Source organism: Bradyrhizobium sp. T-1 (genome assembly GCF_053592855.1).
Genome location: NZ_CM132115.1, coordinates 5,668,753 through 5,691,010 on the forward strand (window position 1 = coordinate 5,668,753; position 22,258 = coordinate 5,691,010).

General features: G+C 63.6%; 16 protein-coding genes. 9 read left to right on the forward strand and 7 right to left on the reverse strand.

Going from position 1 to position 22,258, the window contains the following annotated elements; genetic code table 11:
- Nucleotides 1-30 precede the first annotated feature (30 nt).
- On the reverse strand, nt 31-924 hold the full coding sequence (locus tag ACWAT4_RS27350; RefSeq protein ID WP_212300437.1) for a LysR family transcriptional regulator: 894 nt from the start codon (nt 922-924) through the stop codon (nt 31-33).
- Between the two features lie 224 nt (nt 925-1,148).
- Between ACWAT4_RS27350 and ACWAT4_RS27355 the strand changes: the two genes are divergently transcribed.
- From ACWAT4_RS27355 to ACWAT4_RS27380, 6 genes are all read left to right on the forward strand, one after another.
- Nucleotides 1,149-1,637, forward strand: coding sequence for a formate dehydrogenase subunit gamma (locus tag ACWAT4_RS27355; RefSeq protein WP_449728543.1), 489 nt, complete (start codon nt 1,149-1,151; stop codon nt 1,635-1,637).
- Entirely contained in the window at nt 1,634-3,190 is a 1,557-nt protein-coding gene (locus ACWAT4_RS27360; RefSeq protein ID WP_212300435.1) for a formate dehydrogenase beta subunit, read from the forward strand. The genes ACWAT4_RS27355 and ACWAT4_RS27360 overlap by 4 nt, the downstream gene beginning before the upstream one ends.
- A gap of 10 nt (nt 3,191-3,200) precedes the next feature.
- Nucleotides 3,201-6,086: a formate dehydrogenase subunit alpha gene (gene fdhF / locus ACWAT4_RS27365; protein ID WP_449728544.1), complete on the forward strand. Its 2,886-nt coding sequence runs from the start codon at nt 3,201-3,203 to the stop codon at nt 6,084-6,086.
- 4 nt (nt 6,087-6,090) lie between these two features.
- Nucleotides 6,091-6,921 (forward strand): formate dehydrogenase accessory sulfurtransferase FdhD, encoded by an 831-nt coding sequence (gene fdhD / locus ACWAT4_RS27370; RefSeq protein WP_212300433.1) that lies wholly within the window; start codon nt 6,091-6,093, stop codon nt 6,919-6,921.
- Nucleotides 6,908-7,144 carry a formate dehydrogenase subunit delta gene (locus tag ACWAT4_RS27375; protein WP_212300432.1) on the forward strand — a complete coding sequence of 79 codons (237 nt, stop codon included), beginning with the start codon at nt 6,908-6,910 and terminating at the stop codon, nt 7,142-7,144. Before fdhD ends, ACWAT4_RS27375 begins: the two co-directional genes overlap by 14 nt.
- Before the next feature lie 154 nt (nt 7,145-7,298).
- Nucleotides 7,299-9,902, forward strand: a complete 2,604-nt coding sequence (locus ACWAT4_RS27380) for a beta-glucosidase (RefSeq protein ID WP_449728545.1) — start codon at nt 7,299-7,301, stop codon at nt 9,900-9,902.
- Nucleotides 9,903-9,969: 67 nt separating this feature from the next.
- Here ACWAT4_RS27380 and ACWAT4_RS27385 read toward each other — a convergent pair whose 3' ends face one another.
- Both ACWAT4_RS27385 and ACWAT4_RS27390 read right to left on the reverse strand, forming a co-directional pair.
- On the reverse strand, nt 9,970-12,945 hold the full coding sequence (locus tag ACWAT4_RS27385) for a bifunctional [glutamine synthetase] adenylyltransferase/[glutamine synthetase]-adenylyl-L-tyrosine phosphorylase (RefSeq protein ID WP_449728546.1): 2,976 nt from the start codon (nt 12,943-12,945) through the stop codon (nt 9,970-9,972).
- Nucleotides 12,942-14,402, reverse strand: a complete 1,461-nt coding sequence (locus tag ACWAT4_RS27390; protein ID WP_212444122.1) for a sensor histidine kinase — start codon at nt 14,400-14,402, stop codon at nt 12,942-12,944. Before ACWAT4_RS27390 ends, ACWAT4_RS27385 begins: the two co-directional genes overlap by 4 nt.
- Nucleotides 14,403-14,650: 248 nt before the next feature.
- Between ACWAT4_RS27390 and ACWAT4_RS27395 the strand changes: the two genes are divergently transcribed.
- Nucleotides 14,651-15,889, forward strand: a complete 1,239-nt coding sequence (locus tag ACWAT4_RS27395; RefSeq protein WP_449728547.1) for a tyrosine-type recombinase/integrase — start codon at nt 14,651-14,653, stop codon at nt 15,887-15,889.
- A 114-nt stretch (nt 15,890-16,003) separates the two neighbouring features.
- On the opposite strand, the gene ACWAT4_RS27400 is transcribed toward ACWAT4_RS27395, so the two are convergent.
- The 4 genes from ACWAT4_RS27400 to ACWAT4_RS27415 are packed head-to-tail and all read right to left on the reverse strand — an operon-like array spanning nt 16,004 to nt 20,023.
- On the reverse strand, nt 16,004-16,207 hold the full coding sequence (locus ACWAT4_RS27400; protein WP_449728548.1) for a phage head-tail joining protein: 204 nt from the start codon (nt 16,205-16,207) through the stop codon (nt 16,004-16,006).
- 3 nt (nt 16,208-16,210) lie between these two features.
- On the reverse strand, nt 16,211-17,968 hold the full coding sequence (locus ACWAT4_RS27405) for a phage major capsid protein (protein ID WP_449728549.1): 1,758 nt from the start codon (nt 17,966-17,968) through the stop codon (nt 16,211-16,213).
- A 1-nt stretch (nt 17,969) separates the two neighbouring features.
- A complete protein-coding gene (locus tag ACWAT4_RS27410; RefSeq protein ID WP_449728550.1) occupies nt 17,970-19,379 on the reverse strand; it encodes a phage portal protein in 1,410 nt (469 codons plus the stop codon).
- Entirely contained in the window at nt 19,376-20,023 is a 648-nt protein-coding gene (locus tag ACWAT4_RS27415; RefSeq protein WP_449728551.1) for a hypothetical protein, read from the reverse strand. The genes ACWAT4_RS27410 and ACWAT4_RS27415 overlap by 4 nt, the downstream gene beginning before the upstream one ends.
- 225 nt (nt 20,024-20,248) lie before the next feature.
- Here ACWAT4_RS27415 and ACWAT4_RS27420 point away from each other — a divergent pair, with 225 nt between their 5' ends.
- On the forward strand, nt 20,249-20,668 hold the full coding sequence (locus ACWAT4_RS27420; protein WP_449728552.1) for a hypothetical protein: 420 nt from the start codon (nt 20,249-20,251) through the stop codon (nt 20,666-20,668).
- Nucleotides 20,665-22,068, forward strand: coding sequence for an AAA family ATPase (locus tag ACWAT4_RS27425; protein WP_449728553.1), 1,404 nt, complete (start codon nt 20,665-20,667; stop codon nt 22,066-22,068). The genes ACWAT4_RS27420 and ACWAT4_RS27425 overlap by 4 nt, the downstream gene beginning before the upstream one ends.
- The last annotated feature ends 190 nt before the right edge of the window (nt 22,069-22,258 follow it).

Genomic DNA, 22,258 nt, shown 5'->3' on the forward strand with positions numbered 1-22,258 from the left:
GCGCTTGCTCGGGCCGTCCCGCATTGCCCCTTACGATTGCAGCGTCGGCGCCACTTCACGCGCGACATTGACCAGCGCCGCGATCAGCGGCGTCATGGGATCGCGCTGCGGGATCACGAGGCCAATGCTGTAATTGACCTCGGGGTCGGTGATCGGGATCGTACGGACCTTGTCGGACAGGCCGAGCGTCTCGGCGAGCTTGGCCGGCATCACGCTCGCCCATCGCCCCGTCTTGACGTGGGTGAACAGCACCAGCAGCGAGTTCGAGGTCAGCGTCGGCGTCGCCTCCGCGCCGACCGAGCGCAGCGCGCGATCGATGATCCGGCGGTTCTGCATATCGGGCGTCAGCAGGCATAACGGCACCTGCCCGACCTCCTTCCAGGTCACCGTCTCGCGGTCCCCGAACATCCCATCGGGCGCGGTGAGCAAGCGATAGCTCTCATTGTAGAGCGGAATGGTGCGCACCTTGCCGATCGGCTCGTTCTCGATATAGGTCAGCCCCGCATCGACCTCGAGATTTTCGAGCAGCCCCAGCACCTCCGACGAGGTCGTCGAGCGGATGCTGAAACGCACCTCGGGATGCCGAGCCCGGTACGGCGTGGTCAGCGATGCCACCATGCCGAGCGCGGTCGGGATCGCCGCGATGCGGATCTCCCCCGAGAGCTGATGCTTCAGCCCGTTGATCTCGTCGCGCATCGCGCGGGCATCGCCCACGATCCGCCGCGCCCAGTCCAGCGCCCGCTCGCCCTCGGGGGTGAAGCCCTGAAATCGGGACCCGCGCTGGACCAGCATCACACCCAGAATCTCCTCGAGCTGCTTCAGCCCCGTCGACATGGTCGGCTGGGTGACGCCGCAGGCTTCTGCCGCCCGTCCAAAATGCCGCTCCTTGGCCAGCGCCAGCAGCAGTTCAAGCTTGTCGATCAACCGGCCGTCCCCTCGGATTCTGTCGTGGCATGCAAGCTATCACGCTGAGGCTGCACCAACACGCAAAAACCGGCACTCGATACAAGTTTCATTACCATTTCGTATCGACCGATCGCGCTTCCAGATCGATCCGAATTCGCAATCGCAGCATGAGACAGCTTTATTGATCTTCGAATGATTCCAAATAGTTTGCGCGGAAGGGACGCTCAACTTGAGAATGAAGAATGACAGCTGCTTTTGAGCCTTGTTACGAGCCTTGGGACGACACGCGCGGCACTGAAATCATCGCCGAACATGCCAGCCAGGAAGGCGCGACGCTGGTCATTCTGCACGCTCTCCAGGAGGCGTTTGGCTATGTGCCGGAGGCGGCGATTCCCATGGTGGCGCAGGCGCTCAATCTGTCGCGCGCCGAAGTGCACGGCGTCTTCACCTTCTACCATGACTTCCGCCACGAGCCGGCCGGCCGCCACGTGTTGAAGCTGTGCCGTGCGGAGGCCTGCCAGGCCGCGGGCGGCGATGCACTGGCGGCGCGCGCCGAGGCGAAGCTTGGCGTCTCGCTCGGCAACACGACGGCGGACGATCGCGTCACGCTGGAGCCGATTTACTGCCTCGGGCTGTGCGCGACCGCGCCGTCCGCGATGCTCGATGGCCGCCTCGTCGGCCGACTCGACGAAAAGCGTATCGACGCGCTGGTTGCGGAGGCGCAGCGATGAACATGCGGATCTTCGTTCCCCGTGATGCGGCAGCGGTTGCCGTCGGCGCCGATGACATCGCGGTCGCCTTCGAGCAGGTCGCGACGAAGCGTGGCCTGCCAGTCGAGATCGTCAGGACCGGCTCGCGCGGGCTCTGCTGGCTGGAGCCGATGGTCGAGGTGGCGACCCCCGAGGGTCGGGTCGCGTATGGCCCGGTCAGCCCGGAGGACGTCGCCTCTGTGTTCGAGTCCATGGCAAGCAATGGACCGCACAAGCTGCGCCTCGGCATCGCAGACGAAATGCCCTGGCTGAAGCGCCAGACCCGCCTCACCTTCGCCCGCTGTGGCGTGATCGATCCACGCTCGCTCGACGACTATCGCGCCCATGGCGGCTACAAGGGCCTGGAGCGCGCGCTCTCGCTCGGCTCGGATGCGATCCTCAGCGAAGTCACCGCATCGGGCCTGCGCGGCCGCGGCGGCGCCGGCTTTCCGACCGGCATCAAGTGGAAGACGGTGGCGCAAGCCAAGGCCGATCGCAAGTTCATCGTCTGCAATGCCGACGAAGGCGATAGCGGCACCTTCGCCGACCGCATGATCATGGAAGGCGATCCCTTCCTGGTCATCGAGGGCATGACCACCGCCGGCATCACCGTGGGCGCCACCAAGGGCTATATCTACATCCGCAGCGAATATCCGCATGCAGTCGAGGCGATGAATGCTGCCATCGTCGCGGCGCGGCGCGGCGGCTATCTCGGCGACAAGATCGGCGGCTCGACCACCAGCTTCGATATGGAAGTACGCGTCGGCGCCGGCGCTTATGTCTGCGGCGAGGAAACCTCGCTGCTGGAGAGCCTCGAGGGCCGCCGCGGCCTGGTGCGCGCCAAGCCGCCGCTGCCGGCGCATCACGGCCTGTTCGGCAAGCCGACCGTCATCAACAATGTGCTGTCGTTTGCGGCCATCCCCTTCATCCTCGCCGAAGGCGCCAAAGCCTACGCCGATTTCGGCATGGGCCGCTCGCGCGGCACCATGCCGATCCAGCTCGCCGGCAACATCCGCCGGGGTGGACTGTTCGAAACGGCGTTCGGCGTGACGCTCGGCGAGCTCGTCGACGACATCGGCGGCGGCACGTTCACTGGCCGGCCGGTTCGCGCCGTGCAGGTCGGCGGCCCGCTCGGCGCCTATTTCCCCCGCGCGCTGTTCGATACCCCGTTCGACTACGAAGCCTTCGCGGCGCGCGACGGCCTGATCGGACATGGCGGTATCGTCGTGTTCGACGACAGCGTCGACATGCGCAAGCAGGCGCGCTTCGCCATGGAGTTCTGCGCCGTCGAATCCTGCGGCAAGTGCACCCCTTGCCGGATCGGCTCGACCCGCGGCGTCGAGACCATCGAGAAGATCATCAACGGCGAGCGTGTCAGCGAAAACCTCGCCCTCGTCGAAGACCTCTGCAACACCATGAAATTCGGCTCGCTCTGCGCACTCGGCGGCTTCACGCCCTACCCCGTGCTCAGCGCATTGAAGCACTTCCGGGAAGATTTTGTCCCGGCCCCGACCACGCTTCAGGCCGCGGAATAGGAGAACGACAATGTCTCTGATCGAAGAAATCGACTTCGGCACGCCACGCTCCAAATCGGAAACGATGGTCACGCTGACCATTGACGGCAACCAGGTTACAGTGCCCGAAGGCACCTCGATCATGCGGGCCGCGATGGACGCCGGCCATCAGATCCCAAAGCTTTGCGCGACCGACATGGTCGACGCATTCGGCTCCTGCCGCCTCTGTGTCGTCGAGATCGAGGGTCGCGCCGGCACGCCGGCCTCCTGCACCACGCCGGTCATGAACGGCCTCGTCGTCCACACCCAGAGCGAGCGGCTGAAACAGCTGCGCAAGGGCGTGATGGAGCTCTACATCTCCGACCACCCGCTCGACTGCCTCACCTGCGGCGCCAATGGCGATTGCGAATTGCAGGACATGGCCGGCGCGGTGGGCCTGCGCGAGGTGCGCTACGGCTATGAGGGCGAGAACCACGTCTTCGCGAAGACACCTGGCAAGTCCCATGGCGAGATCAACGCCGCCTGGATGCCGAAGGACGAGTCCAACCCCTACTTCACCTACGATCCCTCCAAGTGCATCGTCTGCTCGCGCTGCGTCCGCGCCTGCGAGGAGGTGCAAGGTACCTTCGCACTGACGATCTCCGGCCGTGGCTTCGACAGCCGCGTCTCGCCGGGCATGAGCGAGAGTTTTCTCGGCTCCGAATGCGTATCCTGCGGCGCCTGCGTGCAGGCTTGCCCGACCGCGACGCTGACGGAGAAGTCCGTCATCGAGATCGGCCAGCCCGAGCACTCCGTCGTCACCACCTGCGCCTATTGCGGCGTCGGCTGCACCTTCAAGGCCGAGATGCGCGGCGAGGAAGTCGTCCGTATGGTGCCCTACAAGGACGGCAAGGCCAATCGCGGCCATTCCTGCGTCAAGGGCCGCTTCGCCTGGGGTTATACCAACCACAAGGAGCGTATCCTCAATCCGATGATCCGTGAACGGATCGAGGATCCCTGGAAGGAAGTGTCCTGGGACGAAGCGTTCTCGTTCGCCGCGGCCAAGATGCGTGGCATCCAGAAGAAATACGGCCGCGACGCCATCGGCGGCATCACCTCGTCCCGCTGTACCAATGAAGAAACTTATCTGGTGCAGAAGCTGATCCGCGCCGGCTTCGGCAACAACAATGTCGACACCTGCGCCCGCGTCTGCCACTCCCCGACCGGTTACGGCCTTTCGGTCACCTTCGGGACCTCCGCCGGCACGCAGGATTTCGACTCGGTCGAGGAGACCGATGTCGCCATGATCATCGGCGCCAATCCGGCCTCGGCTCACCCGGTGTTCGCATCGCGCCTGAAGAAGCGGCTGCGCCAGGGCGCCAAGCTGATCGTGATCGATCCGCGTCGCACCGAGATGGTGGAATCGCCGCATGTGAAGGCGCTGCACCTGCCGTTGATGCCGGGCACCAACGTTGCCGTCGTGACGGCGCTGGCGCATGTCATCGTCACCGAGGGGCTCGTCAACGAAGCCTTCGTGCGCGAGCGCTGCGACTGGAGCGAGTTCGAGGAATGGGCGACATTCGTCGCCCAGCCCAAGCACAGCCCGGAAGCAACCGCCATCCTCACCGGTGTCGATCCGAAGACGTTGCGCGAAGCGGCCCGGATCTACGCCACCGGCGGTAACGGCGCGATCTATTACGGGCTCGGCGTCACCGAGCACAGCCAGGGTTCGACCACGGTGATCGCGATTGCCAACCTCGCGATGGCGACCGGCAATATCGGCCGTCCCGGCGTCGGCGTGAACCCGCTGCGCGGCCAGAACAACGTGCAAGGCTCCTGCGACATGGGCTCGTTCCCGCACGAACTGCCGGGCTACCGTCACATCTCGGGCGATGCCGTGCGCGACCAGTTCGAGGCGCTGTGGAACGTCAAGCTCAACCCGGAGCCGGGTCTGCGCATTCCCAACATGTTCGACGCCGCGATCGAAGGCACGTTCATGGGGCTCTATGTGCAGGGCGAAGACATCCTGCAGTCCGATCCCAACACCAAGCATGTGGTGTCGGCACTGTCGGCGATGGAGTGCGTCATCGTCCACGACCTCTTCCTGAACGAGACCGCGAACTACGCCCACGTCTTCCTCCCCGGCTCGAGCTTCCTCGAGAAGGACGGCACCTTCACCAATGCCGAACGCCGCATCCAGCGCGTCCGCAAGGTGATGTCGCCGAAGAACGGCATGGCGGACTGGGAAGTCACGATTGCGCTCGCCAAGGCGATGGGCTTCGAAATGAACTACAGCCATCCGTCCGAAATCATGGACGAGATCGCGGCACTGACGCCGACCTTCTCCGGCGTCTCCTACGCCAAGCTGGACGAGCTCGGCTCGGTGCAGTGGCCCTGCAACGAGAGGGCGCCGGAGGGCACGCCGGTGATGCATATCGGCGGCTTCGTCCGCGGCAAGGGCAAGTTTATCGTCACCGAATATGTCGCGACCGACGAACGCACTGGTCCGCGCTTCCCGCTGCTGCTCACCACGGGCCGCATCCTCAGCCAGTACAATGTCGGCGCGCAGACAAGACGCACCGAGAACGTGGTCTGGCATGCCGAGGACCGGCTGGAGATCCATCCGCATGACGCCGAGCAGCGCGGCGTGCGCGACGGCGACTGGGTGCGGCTGGCGAGCCGCGCCGGCGAGACCACGCTCCGCGCAGAGATCACCGATCGCGTGTCGCCGGGCGTCGTCTACACCACCTTCCACCATCCGGACACGCAGGCCAACGTCATCACGACCGACTATTCGGACTGGGCGACCAATTGTCCGGAATACAAGGTCACGGCGGTGCAGATCTCGCCCTCGAACGGTCCGTCCGACTGGCAGAAGAGCTACGACGAGCAGGCGCGGCACTCCCGCCGCATCGCGCCAGCCGAGGCCGCGGAGTAGCCGCATGCACGTGCCGGTCCAGGCGATCGACCGCGAAATCTGGCGCGACGGTGTCGCGTCGGAGGGCGCGCGGCTGATCCCCGAGGAGACACCGCTGGCGCTGACCTACAATGGCGGCACCTACGCCGTCATGATGGGGACGCCGCAGAACCTGGAAGATTTTGCGGTCGGCTTCAGCCTGGACGAAGGCATCATCACATCCGTCGACGACATCAAGTCGCTCGATGTGGTCCGCCTCGATGACGGCATCGAACTGCGCATATGGTTGGCGTCAGAGGATGCCGCGCGCATCAGCGAACGGCGGCGCCACATTGCAGGCCCCACCGGCTGCGGCATCTGCGGCGTCGATTCCATTGCCGAAGCCGTGCGGCCCGCTTCTATCGTGCCGCAGGGACAGGCCTTCACGCCGCAGCAGATCATGACGGCGATGCAGGCGATCGCTCCCCTTCAATCGATCAACATGCAGACCCGGGCGGTCCACGCCGCGGCCTTCTGGTCGCCATCGAGCGGCACTGCCGCCTTGCGCGAAGACGTCGGCCGTCATAATGCCCTCGACAAGCTCGCCGGCGCGCTGGCGCGCAGCCGCACGGACGCAAGCGCCGGCGTGGTGCTGCTGACGAGCCGCGTCTCGGTCGAGATGGTACAGAAGACGGCCGCCATCGGCGCGCCCGTGCTGGTCGCGGTCTCCGCACCCACTGCGCTTGCGGTCCGCACCGCCGCTGCGGCCGGCATCACGCTGATTGCAATTGCCCGCAGCGACGGGTTTGAAGTGTTCACGCACCAGGGCCGCATCACGGCTCTTCGTGCCCAGGAGATCATCGATGTCGTCGCCTGACCGCCTCGTTTACATGGCCAACCAGATCGGCACGTTCTTCCGCAGCCAGGGCCACGACAAGGCCGTGCCGGGGATCGCCGACCATATCAGGAAGTTCTGGGATCCGCGGATGAAGCGCGCGATCTTCGCGCATCTCGATGCGGGTGGCACCGGACTCGAGCCGAACGTGCTCGAGGCTCTCACCTCGCTCAAGCTGACGACGTCCCTTCCAGAAGCGCGCTGAGCAGGCGTCGCAGCTCGTTCTGCGCCTCCGTCGCCCGCGCCTTCCGGTGAGGAGAGGTCCGGCGCGTCGCGGGCCGCGCCCGCCGGGCAATCATGGCTATGGTCTTTCGGCTGAAAATCCTATCCTTTGGTGCCCGCCAGGAGGAGAGATTTTCATGTCAGGGAACACCCGCCTTCGTCCGATCGTTCTACGCCTGACGGCTGCGACGTGGCTCGCGCTCGGACTGAACTGGACCGGTGGCATGGCGCTTGCGGACGACCGGCCATGGCTCGATCGCAGCCGGACCGCCGGCGAGCGCGCGCAACTGCTGGTCAGGCAGATGACCCTGGAGGAGAAATCCGGGCTGCTCTACGGCTACGGGACGCGTGAAGTCGGAGGCCAAAAATGGCAGGTCTACGTCAAGGGAATCCCGCGCCTCGGAATCCCGGACATGGTCCAGGGCGATTCTCCCGCGGGCATTTGGCAAGGCAGCAACGACGTCACGCAACTGCCCGCTTCCGTCGCGCTGGCGGCCACGTTCTCGCGCGATGCCGCGCGATCTTATGGACGCATATTGGGGCGTGAGACCAGGGCACTGGGATACGGCGTCATCCACGGTCCCAACATCGATGTTCAGAGAGACCCGCGGCACGGCCGCGCCCATGAGACGTTCGGCGAGGATCCGTGGCTGACAAGCGCCATCGGTACGCAATACGTGCTGGGCGTCCAGGAAAATGCCGTGATGGCGGACGCCAAGCACTTCGCAGTCAATACCGTCGAGCAGGATCGCAGAACGACCGACGCGCGGCTGTCGCGCAAAGTTCTCGAGGAGCTTTACCTCTTCCCGTTTCAGGACGCGGTTCAGGAAGCCAACGTCGCGATGGTCATGTGCGCGTACACCAAAATCAATAGCGTGCCCGCCTGCAACAACGCGGACCTGCTTCAGGATGTGCTGCGCAAGCGGTTGGGATTTGACGGGATCGTCCGCACCGATGCCGGCGCCGAACATTCGTTGCGGTCACTGTCGCTCGGTGTCGATCAGGAATTCCGGTCCGAGAAGCATTACGGCAAGGATTTGATCGCTGCGGTCACCAAGGGGGATTTTCCGGAACGAGACGTCGATGCGGCCGTCGTGCGGATCATCGCATCGATGATCAGATATGGGATCTTCGACGACCCGCCGCAGCGCGTCGGAGCCGACCTCGCCGAAAGCGGGCGACAGGCGCAGGACATCGCGGCGCAGTCGATCGTCTTGCTGAAGAATGACAACGGCATCCTGCCGCTGGATCCGTCATTGCGCTCGATCGCAATTATCGGCGCGGCTGCCACGGATCTACGCATTCATGGCGGGCCGACGAATTCATCTCCCGCGGGAAAGACGAGCTTTCTTGATGCCATCAAGACGCGGATCGCCAATGCGCAGATCGTCTTCAAAGCCGGCGTCGATCCGATTTACGGCATTGCGGCCGCGAGAGGTTTCCCTCAACTGCCCTCAGCTGCGTTGCGGACGTTGGACGATGCGACGAGGGGAGCGCAAGCCACCTATTACGACCGCGACGGAAAGACGATCGAGTCCCGCATCGACAGCTGTCTGTGCGTGAGCCAGGGCAGCCAGTTTTCATCCACGGTCACCACGTCACAGGCAGCCCCGAAAGGGACGGCCTCGGCAGTCTGGCGCGCGAAACTGGCGGCCGATGTGCCCGGCCGCCATCAATTCGATGCGGTGGCCGACGGGACCGTCACGCTTTCGATTGACGGGGTACGCGTCCTGTCCAAGGACAAGGAAGAGGCCGCCGCTGAGGGAGGCCTCGACCTGACCGCCGGGCCGCATGATATCGAGGTTCGCTATGCGGGCGCCGGCAATCTCAAAGTCGGCTGGCGTCCTCCCGCACAATCGATCGATGCCGACATCGCCGATGCTGCCCGTGCCGCGTCGGCAGCAGATGTCGCGATCGTCTTTGCCAGGGATCTGGAATCGGAGGAGCTTGACCGCCCAACTCTCAGCCTTCCGAATGACCAGGACCGTCTCATCGAAGCCGTGCTTCGCGCCAATCGGCGCACGATCGTGGTGCTGGCGACGGGAAGCGCCGTCACCATGCCCTGGCTGGAACGCGCGCCGGCGGTCGTGGAAGCCTGGTATGGCGGAACCAGAGGCGCTGCAGCCCTGGCCGCAGTCCTGTTCGGCGACGTCAATCCGAGCGGCCGGCTGCCGGTCACCTTTCCGGTCAGGGACGAGAACCTGCCGACGGCGGACAGGACGCAATTTCCCGGTGTCGATCGTGTGACGGTCTATCGCGAAGGTCTCGAAAGCGGATATCGCTATTTCAACGGCGCGAATGCCCCGCGACCACTGTTTCCCTTCGGCTATGGCCTGTCCTATTCGACGTTTGCTTTCAGCGACATCGTTGGCGACCGCGCCGATTTCAGGATTGGCGCTCCCGGGAAGGATGCGACCTTCAAGGGAAGCCCGGGCGTTTCCGTCAGCGTCAAGGTCACGAATACGAGCCGGGTCAAAGGCGCAACCGTTCCCCAACTCTACGTCACCTATCCCGAGGCCTCGGCGGAGCCAACGGCCCTGCTTCGTGCCCTCGACAAAGTCGACCTCGCGCCAGGAGAAACCAAGGTCGTCACCTTCATCCTCGACCAGCGCGCGTTCTCGAACTTCAGCGAGCGGGCCAATGCCTGGGTCGTCGACCCGGGAATTTACAAGATATCCATCGGCGCATCCTCCGCCGACCATCCCTTGAGCCTCAATGTCGAAGCAAAAAACGGCCCCTGAGACGCCGCAGCAGCGGACGCGTCGATTTGCTGTTGCATGGCGATAACCAGCACATGCAAGCTGTCGCCTACGAAATGCTCCCGGCTACGATCCCCTGAAATACTCTCCTCACCTCGGCCTGCGTCTCCTTCACCCGCGCCTCCAGCGACGAGAAATCCGGTGCGTCGCCGGCGCGCGCCATGACGCGCTGAAGGTCGGTGCCCGCCGTTTCCGGCTTGAAGCGTTCGCTGACGCAGAGCCGCAGGATTTGCGTCAGGTCGTGATAGAGCCGCGCCGCCGCGCGCAGAATCTCCGCCTGTGACGGCGGAAGCACGCCGAGTCTCGCGGCATTCTCCAGCACCTGCATCGTGCTGACGTCGAGAATATCGGGCTTGTCATGGGCATGAACGAGCTGGAGATATTGTGCGATGAAATCGATGTCGACCATGCCGCCGGAGGCGTATTTCAGGTCCCAGTAATCGGTCTCGCCCTTCTCCTGCGCGATCGCACGGCGCATATCGGCGACGTCGTTGGCGATGATCGCCGTGTCGCGGCGGCGGGTCAGGACCTCGCGGATGACGCGTTGGATCCGCGCCGCGAATTCGGGCGATGCCGACACCACGCGCGCACGGGTCAACGCCATGTGCTCCCAGGTCCAGGCCTCAACGGCCTGGTAGTCCGCGAAGGAGACGAGGCTCGATGCCACTGGACCGGCGCGCCCCGACGGCCGCAGCCGCATGTCGATCTCGTAGAGCACGCCGTAATTGGTGCGGGTCGTGAAGGCACTGATCAGGCGCTGGGTGAAGCGGGCGAAGTAATGCGCGCCCTGGAGCGATTTCTGACCGTCGGAGTCCGGATTGTCGCCGTCGAAATCGTAGAGCAGGATCAGATCGAGATCGGAGGACGCCGTCATCTCACGGCTGCCGAGCCGGCCCATCGCGATGATCGCGGTCTCCTGGTCCTTGATCCGGCCGTGCTGGGCGACGAAGCGATCGGCGACGAGGCCGTGAACGGTGTGAACGATGCCTTCGGCGACGTCGGCAAAGGCCGTGCTCGCCTGCTGGGCGGAGACGGTGCCCGAGAGGATGCGCGTGCCGATCAGGAACAGGCTCTCCTGCCCGAACAGGCGCAGGCGGTCCAGAAACTCCTCGTAGGAGCCCGCGTCCTGCACCGTGACCGCAAGCCGCGCCGACAATTCCTGCCTGTCGGGCATGGCGCCGAAGAAGCGCGGATCGATCAAACCATCCATCAGCTGCGGCTGCCGCGCCAGCATCTCGCCAAGCCGGGGCGCCGCGCCAAGCACGAGCGCAACGAGCGCAACGAGATCGCGGTTCTGGCCGAGCAGCGTGATCAGCCGGCCGCCGCGCTGGAGCGCCCCAAGGAATTGGTCGAACGCCACGACCGCGCGATCCGGCTCCTCGGCGCGCGCGAGGCCGTCGATCAGGGCCGGCACGAACTCGACGAAGGCGTTCCGCGTCTGCTCGTTGCGGAACACGCGGTAGTCGCCCGTCAGCCAGTCGCGGACAGTCTGCGCCACGGCGGCGGGCTTCTTGAAGCCGAGCGTCGTCAGGTGCTGAAGCAGGCGCGGATCGTCGGGACCGGCGCGATAGTCGATCGCAGGCAGGCTTGCCGTGCCGGTCGGATCGTCGCCCTCGAACAGCTTTTCGTAATGGCCCTGGACGATCTCGAGCTGGCGCAGCAGGTCGCGCGCAAACGTCTCGCGGCTGTCATAGCCGAAGAACCAGGCGAAGCGTTCGACCGCCTCCTTGTCTTCCGGCAGCGCATGGGTCTGCTCGTCGGCGATCATCTGAAGGCGGTGCTCGACCCGGCGCAGGAACTCATACGCCGTGGTCAGTTCGTCGCGCGCCGCAGACGTGATCCAGTTGCTGGAAGCGAGGATGTCGAGTGCGGCGAGCGTCGGCCGTACCCGCAATTCCGGATGGCGGCCGCCCGCGATCAGCTGCTGGGTCTGAGCGAAGAATTCGATTTCGCGGATGCCGCCCCGGCCGACCTTGACGTTGTGGCCCTCGACCGCGATCTCGCTCTGGCCGCGATAGGTCTGCATCTGCCGCTTCATGTCGTGCACGTCGGCGAGCGCGGCAAAATCGAGATGCTTGCGCCAGACGAAGGGCGCGATTTCGGCGAGCAGCGCCTCGCCCGCTTTGGCATCGCCGGCGCAGGCGCGCGCCTTGATCATCGCGGCGCGCTCCCAAGTGCGCCCTTCCCGCTCATAATAGTTCAGCGCGGCATCTCGCGAGATCGCCACTTGCGTCGAGGACGGATCCGGACGCAGGCGCAGATCGACCCGGAAGACGTAGCCGTCATAGGTACGCTGCTGGAGGACACGCGCCAGGCCCTGCGTCACGCGGACGAAGAACGGCTGTGGTTCGATATCGGGCGCGAGTGTCGTCGCATCGGGATCGAAGAACACGATGAGATCGATGTCGCTGGAATAATTGAGCTCGCCCGCGCCCATCTTGCCCATTGCGAGCACAATCAGGCCGCAGCCTTCTTCGGGCGCCTCAGGATTGGGTGGCAGGATCTTCCCACGTGCGGCTTCCTGCCGCAGCTGGTACTGGAGCGCCGCCTGCACCGAGGACACTGCGACATCGGTCAGCGCTGCTGTCACCCGCATCACCGGCCAGACGCCGCCGATGTCGCACAACGCGGTCAGGAGCGCGGTCTCCGCCTTCATGCGCCGAAGCAGACGCATCACCTCGGCCTCGTCGGTGGCCGCGAGAACCGCCTCCCTCGCCTCCGCGATCAGCGCCGTCAGATGCCGATCCGGATCGCATTCGAGCAGCCGGGCCAGGCGCGACGCATCGGCGCGCACGAGCTCGAACAAATAGGGCGAGAATTCCGCGATTCCGGCCAGGATTTCCCGCACACAGGGATGGATCAGCAGCGCCTCGAGTCGCGCCGACTGTGCCGGCTCGAGCTCGGCCAGCCAGCTTTCAAAACGTCGTTCGTCGATGGCGGAAGCGGCAATATGGGGAGCCTCCGCGAAGCGCGTGGCCAGGCTCTCACCATGCTTGTCCGCGTTTCCCGGCGCGGAGTGGTTCATGCCACCTTCTGTGGCACATCCGGTATTGGCGGAGCAACCCTGTCGCCTGCCCCGGCGCGCGCCGGCAGCACCAGCGTGGCGACAAGACCGGGCTGGGCATCGCCCAGCCGCAATTCGCCACCATGCAATGTAGCAACCGCCGAGGCGAGGCTGAGGCCGAGGCCTGAGCCCGGCAGCGTGCGGCTGGCTTCCAACCGTACGAATCGTTCGATGGCATGCTTGCGATCGGCCTCGGGAATGCCGGGACCGCGATCGGTGACGCTGAGCATCACCTGATCGCCCCCGCGCTTCGCCTCGATCGTGATCTGCCTGCTGTCCATGCTGACCACGGTTCCACCCGTCTGTGCGACCGGCTTGCCGTATTTGATCGCATTCTCGACCAGATTGGCGAGCGCCTGGCTGATCAATTCGCGATTGCCGTGAATGGGCGTCGCCTCGGTCTTGACCTTCAGGATCATGCCGTCATCTTCGGCGAGCGGCTCGTAGAGCTCGTGGATGCCGCCCGCGACCTCGGCGGCATCGAAATCATCCATGTTGCCGCGCGCCTGTCCGGACTCCGCGCGCGCGATCATCAGCAGCGCGTTGAAGGTGCGGATCAGCCCGTCGGATTCCTCGATGGTCCGCTCCAGCGCCGCGCGGTAATCGGCCTCGCAGCCCGATTTCGCCAGCGCCTCCTCGGCGCGGTTGCGCAGGCGCGTCAGCGGCGTCTTGAGGTCGTGTGCGATGTTGTCGGAGACCTCCTTCAGCCCCGACATCAGCGCCTCGATCCGCTCCAGCATGGCGTTGAGGTTCTCGGCGAGACGGTCGAGCTCATCGCCGCTGCGCCCGACCGGCAGCCGCTCGCTGAGATCGCCGATCATGATGCGATGCGCGGTGCCGGACATCGCATCGATGCGCCTTAGCACCCTGCGCGCGACGAAGACGCCACCGCCAAGTCCGAGCACAACGACGATGAGGATCGACCATTGCGCGGCCTTGGCGACGATGCCGAACAAGCGCCGCCGCTCGGCGAGGTCGCGGCCGATCAAAAGGCGGAAGCCATTTTCCAATACGGTGACGCGCACGAGCGCGCGATGGTCGCGGTCATCCGCATCCTCGATCCGCCGGTAAGCGGTCTCGGACCAGCCGATGGTCGCCATCACACCCGGCGCCAACGAGCCGACATTGCCGGCGATCGCCTGGCCGGTGGGCGAGGTCAGGAGGTAGAGATTGGCGCCCGGCCGCAACGACCGGTACTCGATTGCACGCGCGACGAAGAACAGACCGCGACGGCCGTAGATCTCGTTGAACTCCGAGGTCTCGGCATTCACCGTCTGCGTGATCTCTTCGGTGATCAGCCGGCGCGTGTTCCAGGCGAAATAGCCAAGCAGCGATGCTGCGAAAATCGCAAACAGCAGCAGGTAGACCAGCGTCAGCCGGAACGCCGTGGTGCGGACGAGTTTACCGAATGCCGTCACGGATCATGTACCTACTTCCGGCGTCGCATCAGAAACCATAGCCTATCATCCCATTAAAGATTACGCTTCTTATTCAATATGTTACACCACACAAAGCCACACCAGCCCTCACGGAAGCCCACCTCACGAAGGGTAAAAGTGGTAGAAAATTGGTAGATCATCACCTTTCACCCTTCCAAACGATCCGTGACGGTCGTACATTTTGCACGATTGTCCGAGACGGCAAAACGGTAGGCGGAGAGCCTAAAGTGAAGCTGAATTCCAACCAAGTTAAATCGCTGAAAGCCGGTTCCCATGCCGATGGCGGTGGGCTCTATCTGATCGTCCGCGAGACCGGGGAGCGCGCGTGGGCGTTCCGTTTCACGGCACCGGACGGTAAACGCGCTATCATGGAATTCGCGCGGGTTGGCGACAAAGAGGGCGAGCTGACCCTGACCGAAGCGCGCGACCAAGCGCGCAGCTATCGGCTGTCGCTCAAGAAAGACGGCATAGACCCCCGCCACAAGAAGCAGCTCGCGCTCAACGGCGACAAGACCTTCAAGGAATTTGCCGACGAGCAATATCCGACGTGGTGCGAGGGCCTGTCCAGCGAGGAAGAGAAGCAATGGGCGCGCTCGATCGCCGACGTCCCCACCCTGCACAAGCGGAAGCTGCACGAGATCACGACGGAACATGTGCTTGCCGCGCTCAAGCCGATCTGGAGCGCCAAGCCGATCACGGCCATGCGCACGCGTCAACGCATTGAACGATTACTGGACGCCGCCAAGGCGCTAAAGCTGCGCGTCGGCGAGAACCCGGCCATGTGGCGCGGCAATCTGAAACATCTCCTGCCCAGCCCTCGCAAGCTGAACCGCAAGAAGAGCAAAGGCGGTCACGCTTCCGTCCCCTATGACAGGACGCCGGCTCTCATGGTCGAGTTGCGTTTTGATGCCGGCGTTGTGGCGCGTTGCGTCGAGGTCGGTATTCTCACCGTCGCGCGCAGCCAGGAAATCCGGCTGATGGAGTGGGACGAAATCGACCTCAAGAAAAAGACGTGGCTGATCCCAGCCGAGAAAATGAAGATCAAGGGCGAAACCACGCCGAAGCGCCATCTAGTTCCGCTGTCGGATCAGGCAATCGACATCATCAAGACGATGCCGCGCGTCGGCAGGTATGTATTCCCGTCCAATCACGCGGAGGGGCATCAGCCATTTCGGCCGAACGCGCTGGTCGGCGCCATCGCGCGCGCCGGCTTCCGTGGGACGATGCACGGCAACCGCACCAGCTTCCGCAATTGGGGTGCTGACAACGTCGAGCATAATTTTCGCCGTGAGGTTTTGGAATTCTGTCTCTCCCATCGCCTGGGCGATGAGGCGGAACTTGCTTATTGGAATAGCGAGATGATCGAACGGCGCCGGATCGCCTTGCAGGCTTGGGCTGATTACGTATTGCCCCAGCGCAAGCCGCAGCTTCGTCTCGTGAAACCGGTGGACGCGATTGCCGGATAGTTGCGACCCTCGCTGACCTTGTCCCTCTGAATGTCACTGCGGAAGAGCACGCAGGGAGGTCAGCTATCGTTGTTGGACGGGGCCGCTCGCCCTCAATGAACGCGTGCCCCCTACTCAGTAACCTTTCGACGACCGCACGACGCCAATCGCCGGCCGCGACAAGCCCAGCTCAGTTTCCAGGCTCGCGATTGCCGCTCGCATCTCCTCGCCGTCAGCGTAAACGATGCTGCGGCCCTCATAGGTCAGCGAACGCGTACCGCTCCGGTATGCGCGCTTCAAAGCGTCGAGCTGGGCTTGCAGCGTCGTGATGTCGGTCATGGATCACTGCCCGGCGTTGGTGACGAGCCCGCGCCATTCGACAGCGCCGCACCCATAGTCCAACCGCACCTTGCTCTCGACGCCGTCGACGTGGAAGCCGGCCCGAGTTTCCGTCTGCGGGCCAGGAGCACCAGCCAGATACGCAAACTCGATGCAAGCCATCAGCGCGGGATCGCAGGCGAGATACCAGCGTGCGCCATCGGTCAGGCGCGGCTCGACGATCAAATCGAGGAACGCAAACGGATTGACGTTCGCAGTCTGCGTCGCCTGCACCGACGTAATCAGCTTTTCGCCGGCCGTTTCCAATGCAGCCGGCACGATCAGATATTTCGGCACGACGGAGATGATGCCGCCGCCCGGTCCAGTCTGACTACGCATCAAGAGCCGCGCTTCCGACAGCGTCGTTTCGCTTGGCACGCCGCCCGTACCGACGTTGCCATGGCTCGCGTGGAACAGCGTCAGGCTATCGCTCATGGTCGGGCCAAGGCCAGAATTCGCGACAATCAAATCGACCAGTTTCTGGCGCTCGAATTCCGCCGCAGCGAGACCAAGCCGCTGGGTAACATCGCCCAGGCCGCCGAGATCGTCATTGACCAATGCTTGCCGGGAGATCGCGAAGATTTTGCCATAGGTCGCGACCGCATAGCTCTCGGCGGTGTCGATGAAGCTCCCGAAGGGAAACTCGCCGCCTTGGTTGACCTGTTCCAGCTTGAAACCGGAATGGTCAAGCTGGATACGCGACTTCGCACGGAAGTCGACCGCGCTGGTCTCTCGCGCGACGCGACGGATGCCGCTCGGCGCGATCTGGTAGGCTTCCCGCAAGCTCTTGTTCAGGAGGTTCGCAAGCAACGCCGGATAGTCCGAAGTCGTCTGCAAAGCTCGTGTGATGAGGCTCGGCGCGGCCATGCCGAGCGTGGAAACGCCGGCACGATGCAAGCATTCGCGGGCGATGTCGGCGCAGCTCATGCCGACGTACTGCCGCGCCTGGGGCATCGGAGCAAAGCCGGGCGCGATGCGATTATACAGCGCTTCGGCCGTCGCGCGCTGGAAGATTTCCGGGTTGTCGAGGGTAGTCGCGTTATGCATGTCAGTTCTCCCGCTCTGCACCGTGACAGAACGGTCGAGCATGTGGCTGAGGAAAGCCCGGCGCGCATCGTCGACGCTGGCGCCGAGTTCAATGAGAGTGTCGATGCGCGCGGTCGGGACGCCGGCGCGGCGACCGAGTTCACGGATCGCGCGATCGTCATTTGCTGCACGGGTTCGCGCGGTCGGATCGGCAGGCACCGGCACGAAGCTCACCTCGCGCACAGACCAGCGCACGGCTGTCATGGTGCGGGTGCCGGCGCTATCCTTGCCGGCCTTCCACTCGCCGACTTCGTATCCGACGCTGAGACTGCGCAAGATGCCGTCACGTACATCCTGCACGATCGCAGCAATCTCCGGACGCGAGCTGAACCGAATGCGGGCGATGACTTCGTTACCCTCGATACGCACGTCGTCGATCGTGCCCAGGACATTCTCGATGCCGCCTTGTTGATGGCTGTCCAGAACCGACGCGCCACGGGTGACGGCGAGGTCGAGCCCCGAAGGATCGAGGATTTCTAGGAAGTCGCCACGCGCATCACGACGCCGAACCGGCGTGGTCGATGCGATGACGGCTTCGACGGTCATCGCCTCGCCGTCGAACGTGGCCGGACGCGGGATCGCGTCGCGGCGTTCAAGTTGAGTGGCGCTCTCGCGCAAGAGCAGTGCAGCACGCATTTCAGGCAGTCTCCGTATCGGGTTGATTGGCAATGTTGCCGGCGCTCGCGGACAAATCGTCCTTCGCAAACGGATCGGCTTCGATTTCGGCGTCAACGTCGGCGGGATCGCGCCCACCTTCGCTGATGATCTCTTGACGGGATCGCAGCTTGGCTTGAACCGCGAGCACGTTCGCCTTGGCGGCTTTCAATTCGTCGATGGCAGGCCAGCCGGGAAACAAGAAGGCGGCGCTATAGCGTTCGGGATTGGTTTCGTAATCGGGCGCGCGCAGGCGACCGGACAACACCTCAAGCAAGACGATGCGATCCCAAATCGGGTTCAAGAGCTGCGCGACTAAATGATTTTGCTGGATCGCCCTGACCCGGCGCTGAAAGCTCGCCATTCCGAGCTTGCCGGCGGAGAAATTGACAGAGGCGAGATCGCCCGCCGCCAGGAAATGCGGCACGCCACTCCCGCCGCAAATCAACCGCTCGATATGACCCAGAACTTCGGCGACGGTATTCATCTCGCTTGTCGGCGGAAAACTGACATCGGCTCCCGCCGGGAGCCGCAAGGTCGCGCCCGGCTCAAGATAGAGGGAGGCCGGATCGGTATTCTCGTCAAATGCCATTTCCCCGTTTGGATCGCGCACGACCATACCCACCAAGCAAGTCGTCTTGAGCTTCATGATCGCCGCATCGATCGCGCTATCAAGCGACAACGCGAGCGGCGCAACCGGCGTCAGCGGCGACATGCCGCGCGGCCCCCCTGGGAAACGCGGCTCGAACACGTGGCAAATGTCGAGCGCCGACACGGGCGCAGCCGGTTCAATTGAGGCCCACGGACTATCGGGCGGGCTCTTGAATACCCAATAGGCCACGATCCGACCGTCACCATCGAACTGAACGCCGGCAACGATCAGCGGCATGTCGCCGGTCATGCCGAGTGACGGCATGGTTTTGGAACTATCGACCTGTTCGGCTGTCAACAGTTGTAACCGCAGCGTCATCATCTGCGGATCAACGATCAATTTCGAGAAGCTTTCGCCATCGACGAAATAGCCGCGCACCACGCGGCTCAAATAGCCCCCAAGGCTCATGTTTCCTTCGATGGCGCAGTCGGCATAGAAGGCATTCCAGGCGCGCTGCAAATGCTCGTTAGTTGCCGCATCAGGATGCGCGGAGCGCACGGTCGGCCCGTCGCCGACGATGGCAGTGACGCCGTTCTGCACAATCGCAGCCACCAAGGCGTTGTTTTCCGCCTGATGACTGATCCGTCGCGAGGCCAAGCGCGAAGCCGCAAGCTGCTGTGTGATCGGCGCGTTGAGAGTGTAAGAGATCGGCCAGCGGCCGGAGCCGCCGGCCACGTCAAAGCCGCTGAACGCTCTGGCGAAGGCGCGAAATGCTGCGCGCGTGCGGGTGATGATGCTCATTGCACGTTCACAACCGGCGATGCCTCGCGCATCCGCATCGCCTGCCATTGATCGATGACCCGCGACGTGCGCGGCGCAATCGCAGCCGCAAACAGATCGGCGCCCTTGTCGAGTTCTTCCGGCGTCAACCAGATGAAATCGGGAAAATCGATGCCGTGCTCTTCGGCGCGGGCGCGCACGATGGCCAGCGCTTCATGCAGCGGCACGCCATAGACGGCCACTTTCGCCGGCTCGGGGCCGTGACCGATCGCGAAGTGCTCGGCAACCGCCTTGAGCGCTTCTCCCGCCGTGGTCGCGCTGATGATGACCCAACGCCGGCCATCGTGAGCGAGGACGAGATGCACCGGCTGACCGTTGTCGAGATCGTTGAGGCGGGAAATGATCTCCAACTGCAAATCGCTGATGACGTGATCGATCACAGAGCGCGCGGCGCCAGCTTCGATGAGCAGATCGATCGTGCTGACGATCACGGCATCGGCCGCGATGAAAATCTGTTCGCGCCACAAACCATCGGCGCGCTGCTCCGGGCTCGGCACGATGAGCGGCTGCAACTGGCCGCGTTTCTTCATGGCTTTGCGCACATGCACGTTCTTGCCGATCAGCAGATCGAAGGACGCGGGCGAGATCGGAGTGAGGCAGAACATGGCTCGGAGTTCCCAAATGCTTCGGCGGAGACGTGGTTGCCTCTTGCAGAGAGAGACGATCCGCCGTACGAAGTCAAGGCTAATTATGTAATGATATCAATATGTTAGTACGACCTGGAGAGGTTCGGCAAGGCTCGGCGAAGCTCAGACAAGGCTCGTGAGGTCACCAAAAAACCCGCCGTCCGGTCGGCAAACCGGCGGCAGGCAAATGAAAGGATAGCTGAGATGCACATCGATACTACCACACATATCGAAGTGTCTACTGAATACGTGGAAGGGCCGACGCAGATTGGCGAATACTTGATTTGCTCAGCCGGCTTCACGGCCGACTTCGAGCCGCGCAACCCCGTCCAGCGCGACCAAGTCGAAGCCGTCAAGGCGATCTTTGCGCAGTGTCGGCACACCACCAAGGTGATGCCTGACAATAGGCTGACGATTGGCTGTCTCAAGCATGACGTTGAGCGGCTGATGCCCCGCAGTGGATATATCTCGCGTGGCGCCGTCCTCGTTGCTGCGTTCGAGATGAACATCGCGGTTGTGCCGATTTTTGATGAGCGCTATCCCGCCGACGAGGGCTTCCAGCCGGTCAGCGCCTACATCGGCATCAATTATCGCGACATCGAGCGTTTGAAGAAGTGGGCATGACCATGAAAATCATCAAACCGCCGAGCAATGAAGAACTGATCGCCGTCATCGATCGGCGTCGCACGCTGCTGGAAAAAAGCAAAATTCCAGGGCAATGGGCCTCCTCGATGTCGCAGGTGATCGAGGAACTTGTCGCCGAATTCAAGTCCGATCACATCATCGGGCTGTATTGTGGCACTCAATCCTTAAGTCCCGATTTCAAGAACCTGATCGAGCTTGCGCGCAAGAAGCTCAAGATCACCGATCCTGGGCACGGCATGGGGTCGCTGGGCGTCAACATGCGGGCCATGCCCTATTTGTGGACCGACCCGGCGAGCATCCCGATGCGCGATTGGCTCTATGGTCGCCACCTCATCAGGCAATTCGTCAGTGCCACGATCGCGCCGGGTGCGCTTGGCAAGTCCTCGCTTCTCATCGCTGAGATGCTGGCGATGGTCTCGGGCAAGCCGCTGCTCGGAACCCAAAGCGAGCAGTTGCGGATTTGGTATTTCAATTTGGAGGACCCGGCCGAAGAAACCATGCGCCGTATCCAGGCGACGGCTCTGCACTATGGCCTCACGCCCGACGATATCGGCGATCGGCTCTTCCTAACTTGTGGCCGAGATCAGCCGCTGGTCATCGCCGAGATGGAAGATGGCGAAGCCGAAATCCGCTGGCCCATCGTCGAAGCCCTGGTCGAGGAAATCCAGGAGAAGGCCATCGATGTTGTGATCATCGATCCGTTCGTGAGCTGCCATAGGGTCCCGGAGAACCTGAACGGCGCGATCGATATGGTAGTCAAGGAATGGGCGAGGATCGCCGACCGCGCGGATTGTGCCGTCGATCTCATTCATCACGTCCGAAAAGGCGATCAGGAGGTCACCGTGCAAAGCGCGCGCGGCGGCGGCGCTTTCGGCGATGCCGTCCGCTCCGCCCGCGTGCTCAATCGCATGACCGAACAGGAGGCCAAGAATTGCGGCGTCGAGAACCGGCGTTCGTATTTCTCCGTGCTCGACGACAAGCCGAACATGGCCCCGCCTGCCGACAAGCGCGACTGGATCAAACTTGCTTCGGTCGACCTTGGCAACAATCCAATGGGCGCAGTTGGTGGCGACAGTGTCGGCGTGGCAACGTCCTGGGAATGGCCCGACCCGCTCGACGGCATCACTGGCGGCGACTTCGAGCGCGCCGCAGCAGCGATCAAGGCGGGCCAATGGCGCGCCAACAGTCAGGCCAAAGACTGGGTTGGCTTGCCGGTCGCCAGGGCGCTCGGTCTCAACCTCGTCGTGAAGTCGGAGCGCGCGAAGGTCGCCGGCCTGATCAAGGTGTGGATCAAGAGCGGCGCGCTGGTGGAGGTCGAGAAGACCGACGTCAGTCGCAAGGTCAAGAAGTTCATCGAGGTCGCCAGCGACCATGATTGAGCGCAGTGCGCCACTGCTCCACCTCTGCTCCACTCAGGTGGAGCAGGTGGCGCAACTGGTCTGCTCCACCTGCTCCACCTGAGTGGAGCAGAGTGGAACAAGGTTGGTGCGACTGATCTGCTCCACCTGCTCCCCCTTGTTAGGGAGCAGGGTGGAGCGGAGCAGGTCGAAATCGTCGAAACGAAGGTGG

Bases quoted from the DNA above. Each gene is read 5' to 3' on its own strand.
- ACWAT4_RS27360 (WP_212300435.1), top strand. From the start codon at position 1,634: ATGAACATGCGGATCTTCGTTCCCCGTGATGCGGCAGCGGTTGCCGTC.
- ACWAT4_RS27375 (WP_212300432.1), top strand. From the start codon at position 6,908: ATGTCGTCGCCTGACCGCCTCGTTTACATGGCCAACCAGATCGGCACG.
- ACWAT4_RS27400 (WP_449728548.1), bottom strand. From the start codon at position 16,207: ATGACCGACATCACGACGCTGCAAGCCCAGCTCGACGCTTTGAAGCGC.
- ACWAT4_RS27410 (WP_449728550.1), bottom strand. From the start codon at position 19,379: ATGAGCATCATCACCCGCACGCGCGCAGCATTTCGCGCCTTCGCCAGA.
- ACWAT4_RS27380 (WP_449728545.1), top strand. From the start codon at position 7,299: ATGTCAGGGAACACCCGCCTTCGTCCGATCGTTCTACGCCTGACGGCT.
- fdhD (WP_212300433.1), top strand. From the start codon at position 6,091: ATGCACGTGCCGGTCCAGGCGATCGACCGCGAAATCTGGCGCGACGGT.
- ACWAT4_RS27415 (WP_449728551.1), bottom strand. From the start codon at position 20,023: ATGTTCTGCCTCACTCCGATCTCGCCCGCGTCCTTCGATCTGCTGATC.
- ACWAT4_RS27420 (WP_449728552.1), top strand. From the start codon at position 20,249: ATGCACATCGATACTACCACACATATCGAAGTGTCTACTGAATACGTG.
- ACWAT4_RS27425 (WP_449728553.1), top strand. From the start codon at position 20,665: ATGACCATGAAAATCATCAAACCGCCGAGCAATGAAGAACTGATCGCC.
- ACWAT4_RS27405 (WP_449728549.1), bottom strand. From the start codon at position 17,968: ATGCGTGCTGCACTGCTCTTGCGCGAGAGCGCCACTCAACTTGAACGC.
- fdhF (WP_449728544.1), top strand. From the start codon at position 3,201: ATGTCTCTGATCGAAGAAATCGACTTCGGCACGCCACGCTCCAAATCG.
- ACWAT4_RS27385 (WP_449728546.1), bottom strand. From the start codon at position 12,945: ATGAACCACTCCGCGCCGGGAAACGCGGACAAGCATGGTGAGAGCCTG.
- ACWAT4_RS27355 (WP_449728543.1), top strand. From the start codon at position 1,149: ATGACAGCTGCTTTTGAGCCTTGTTACGAGCCTTGGGACGACACGCGC.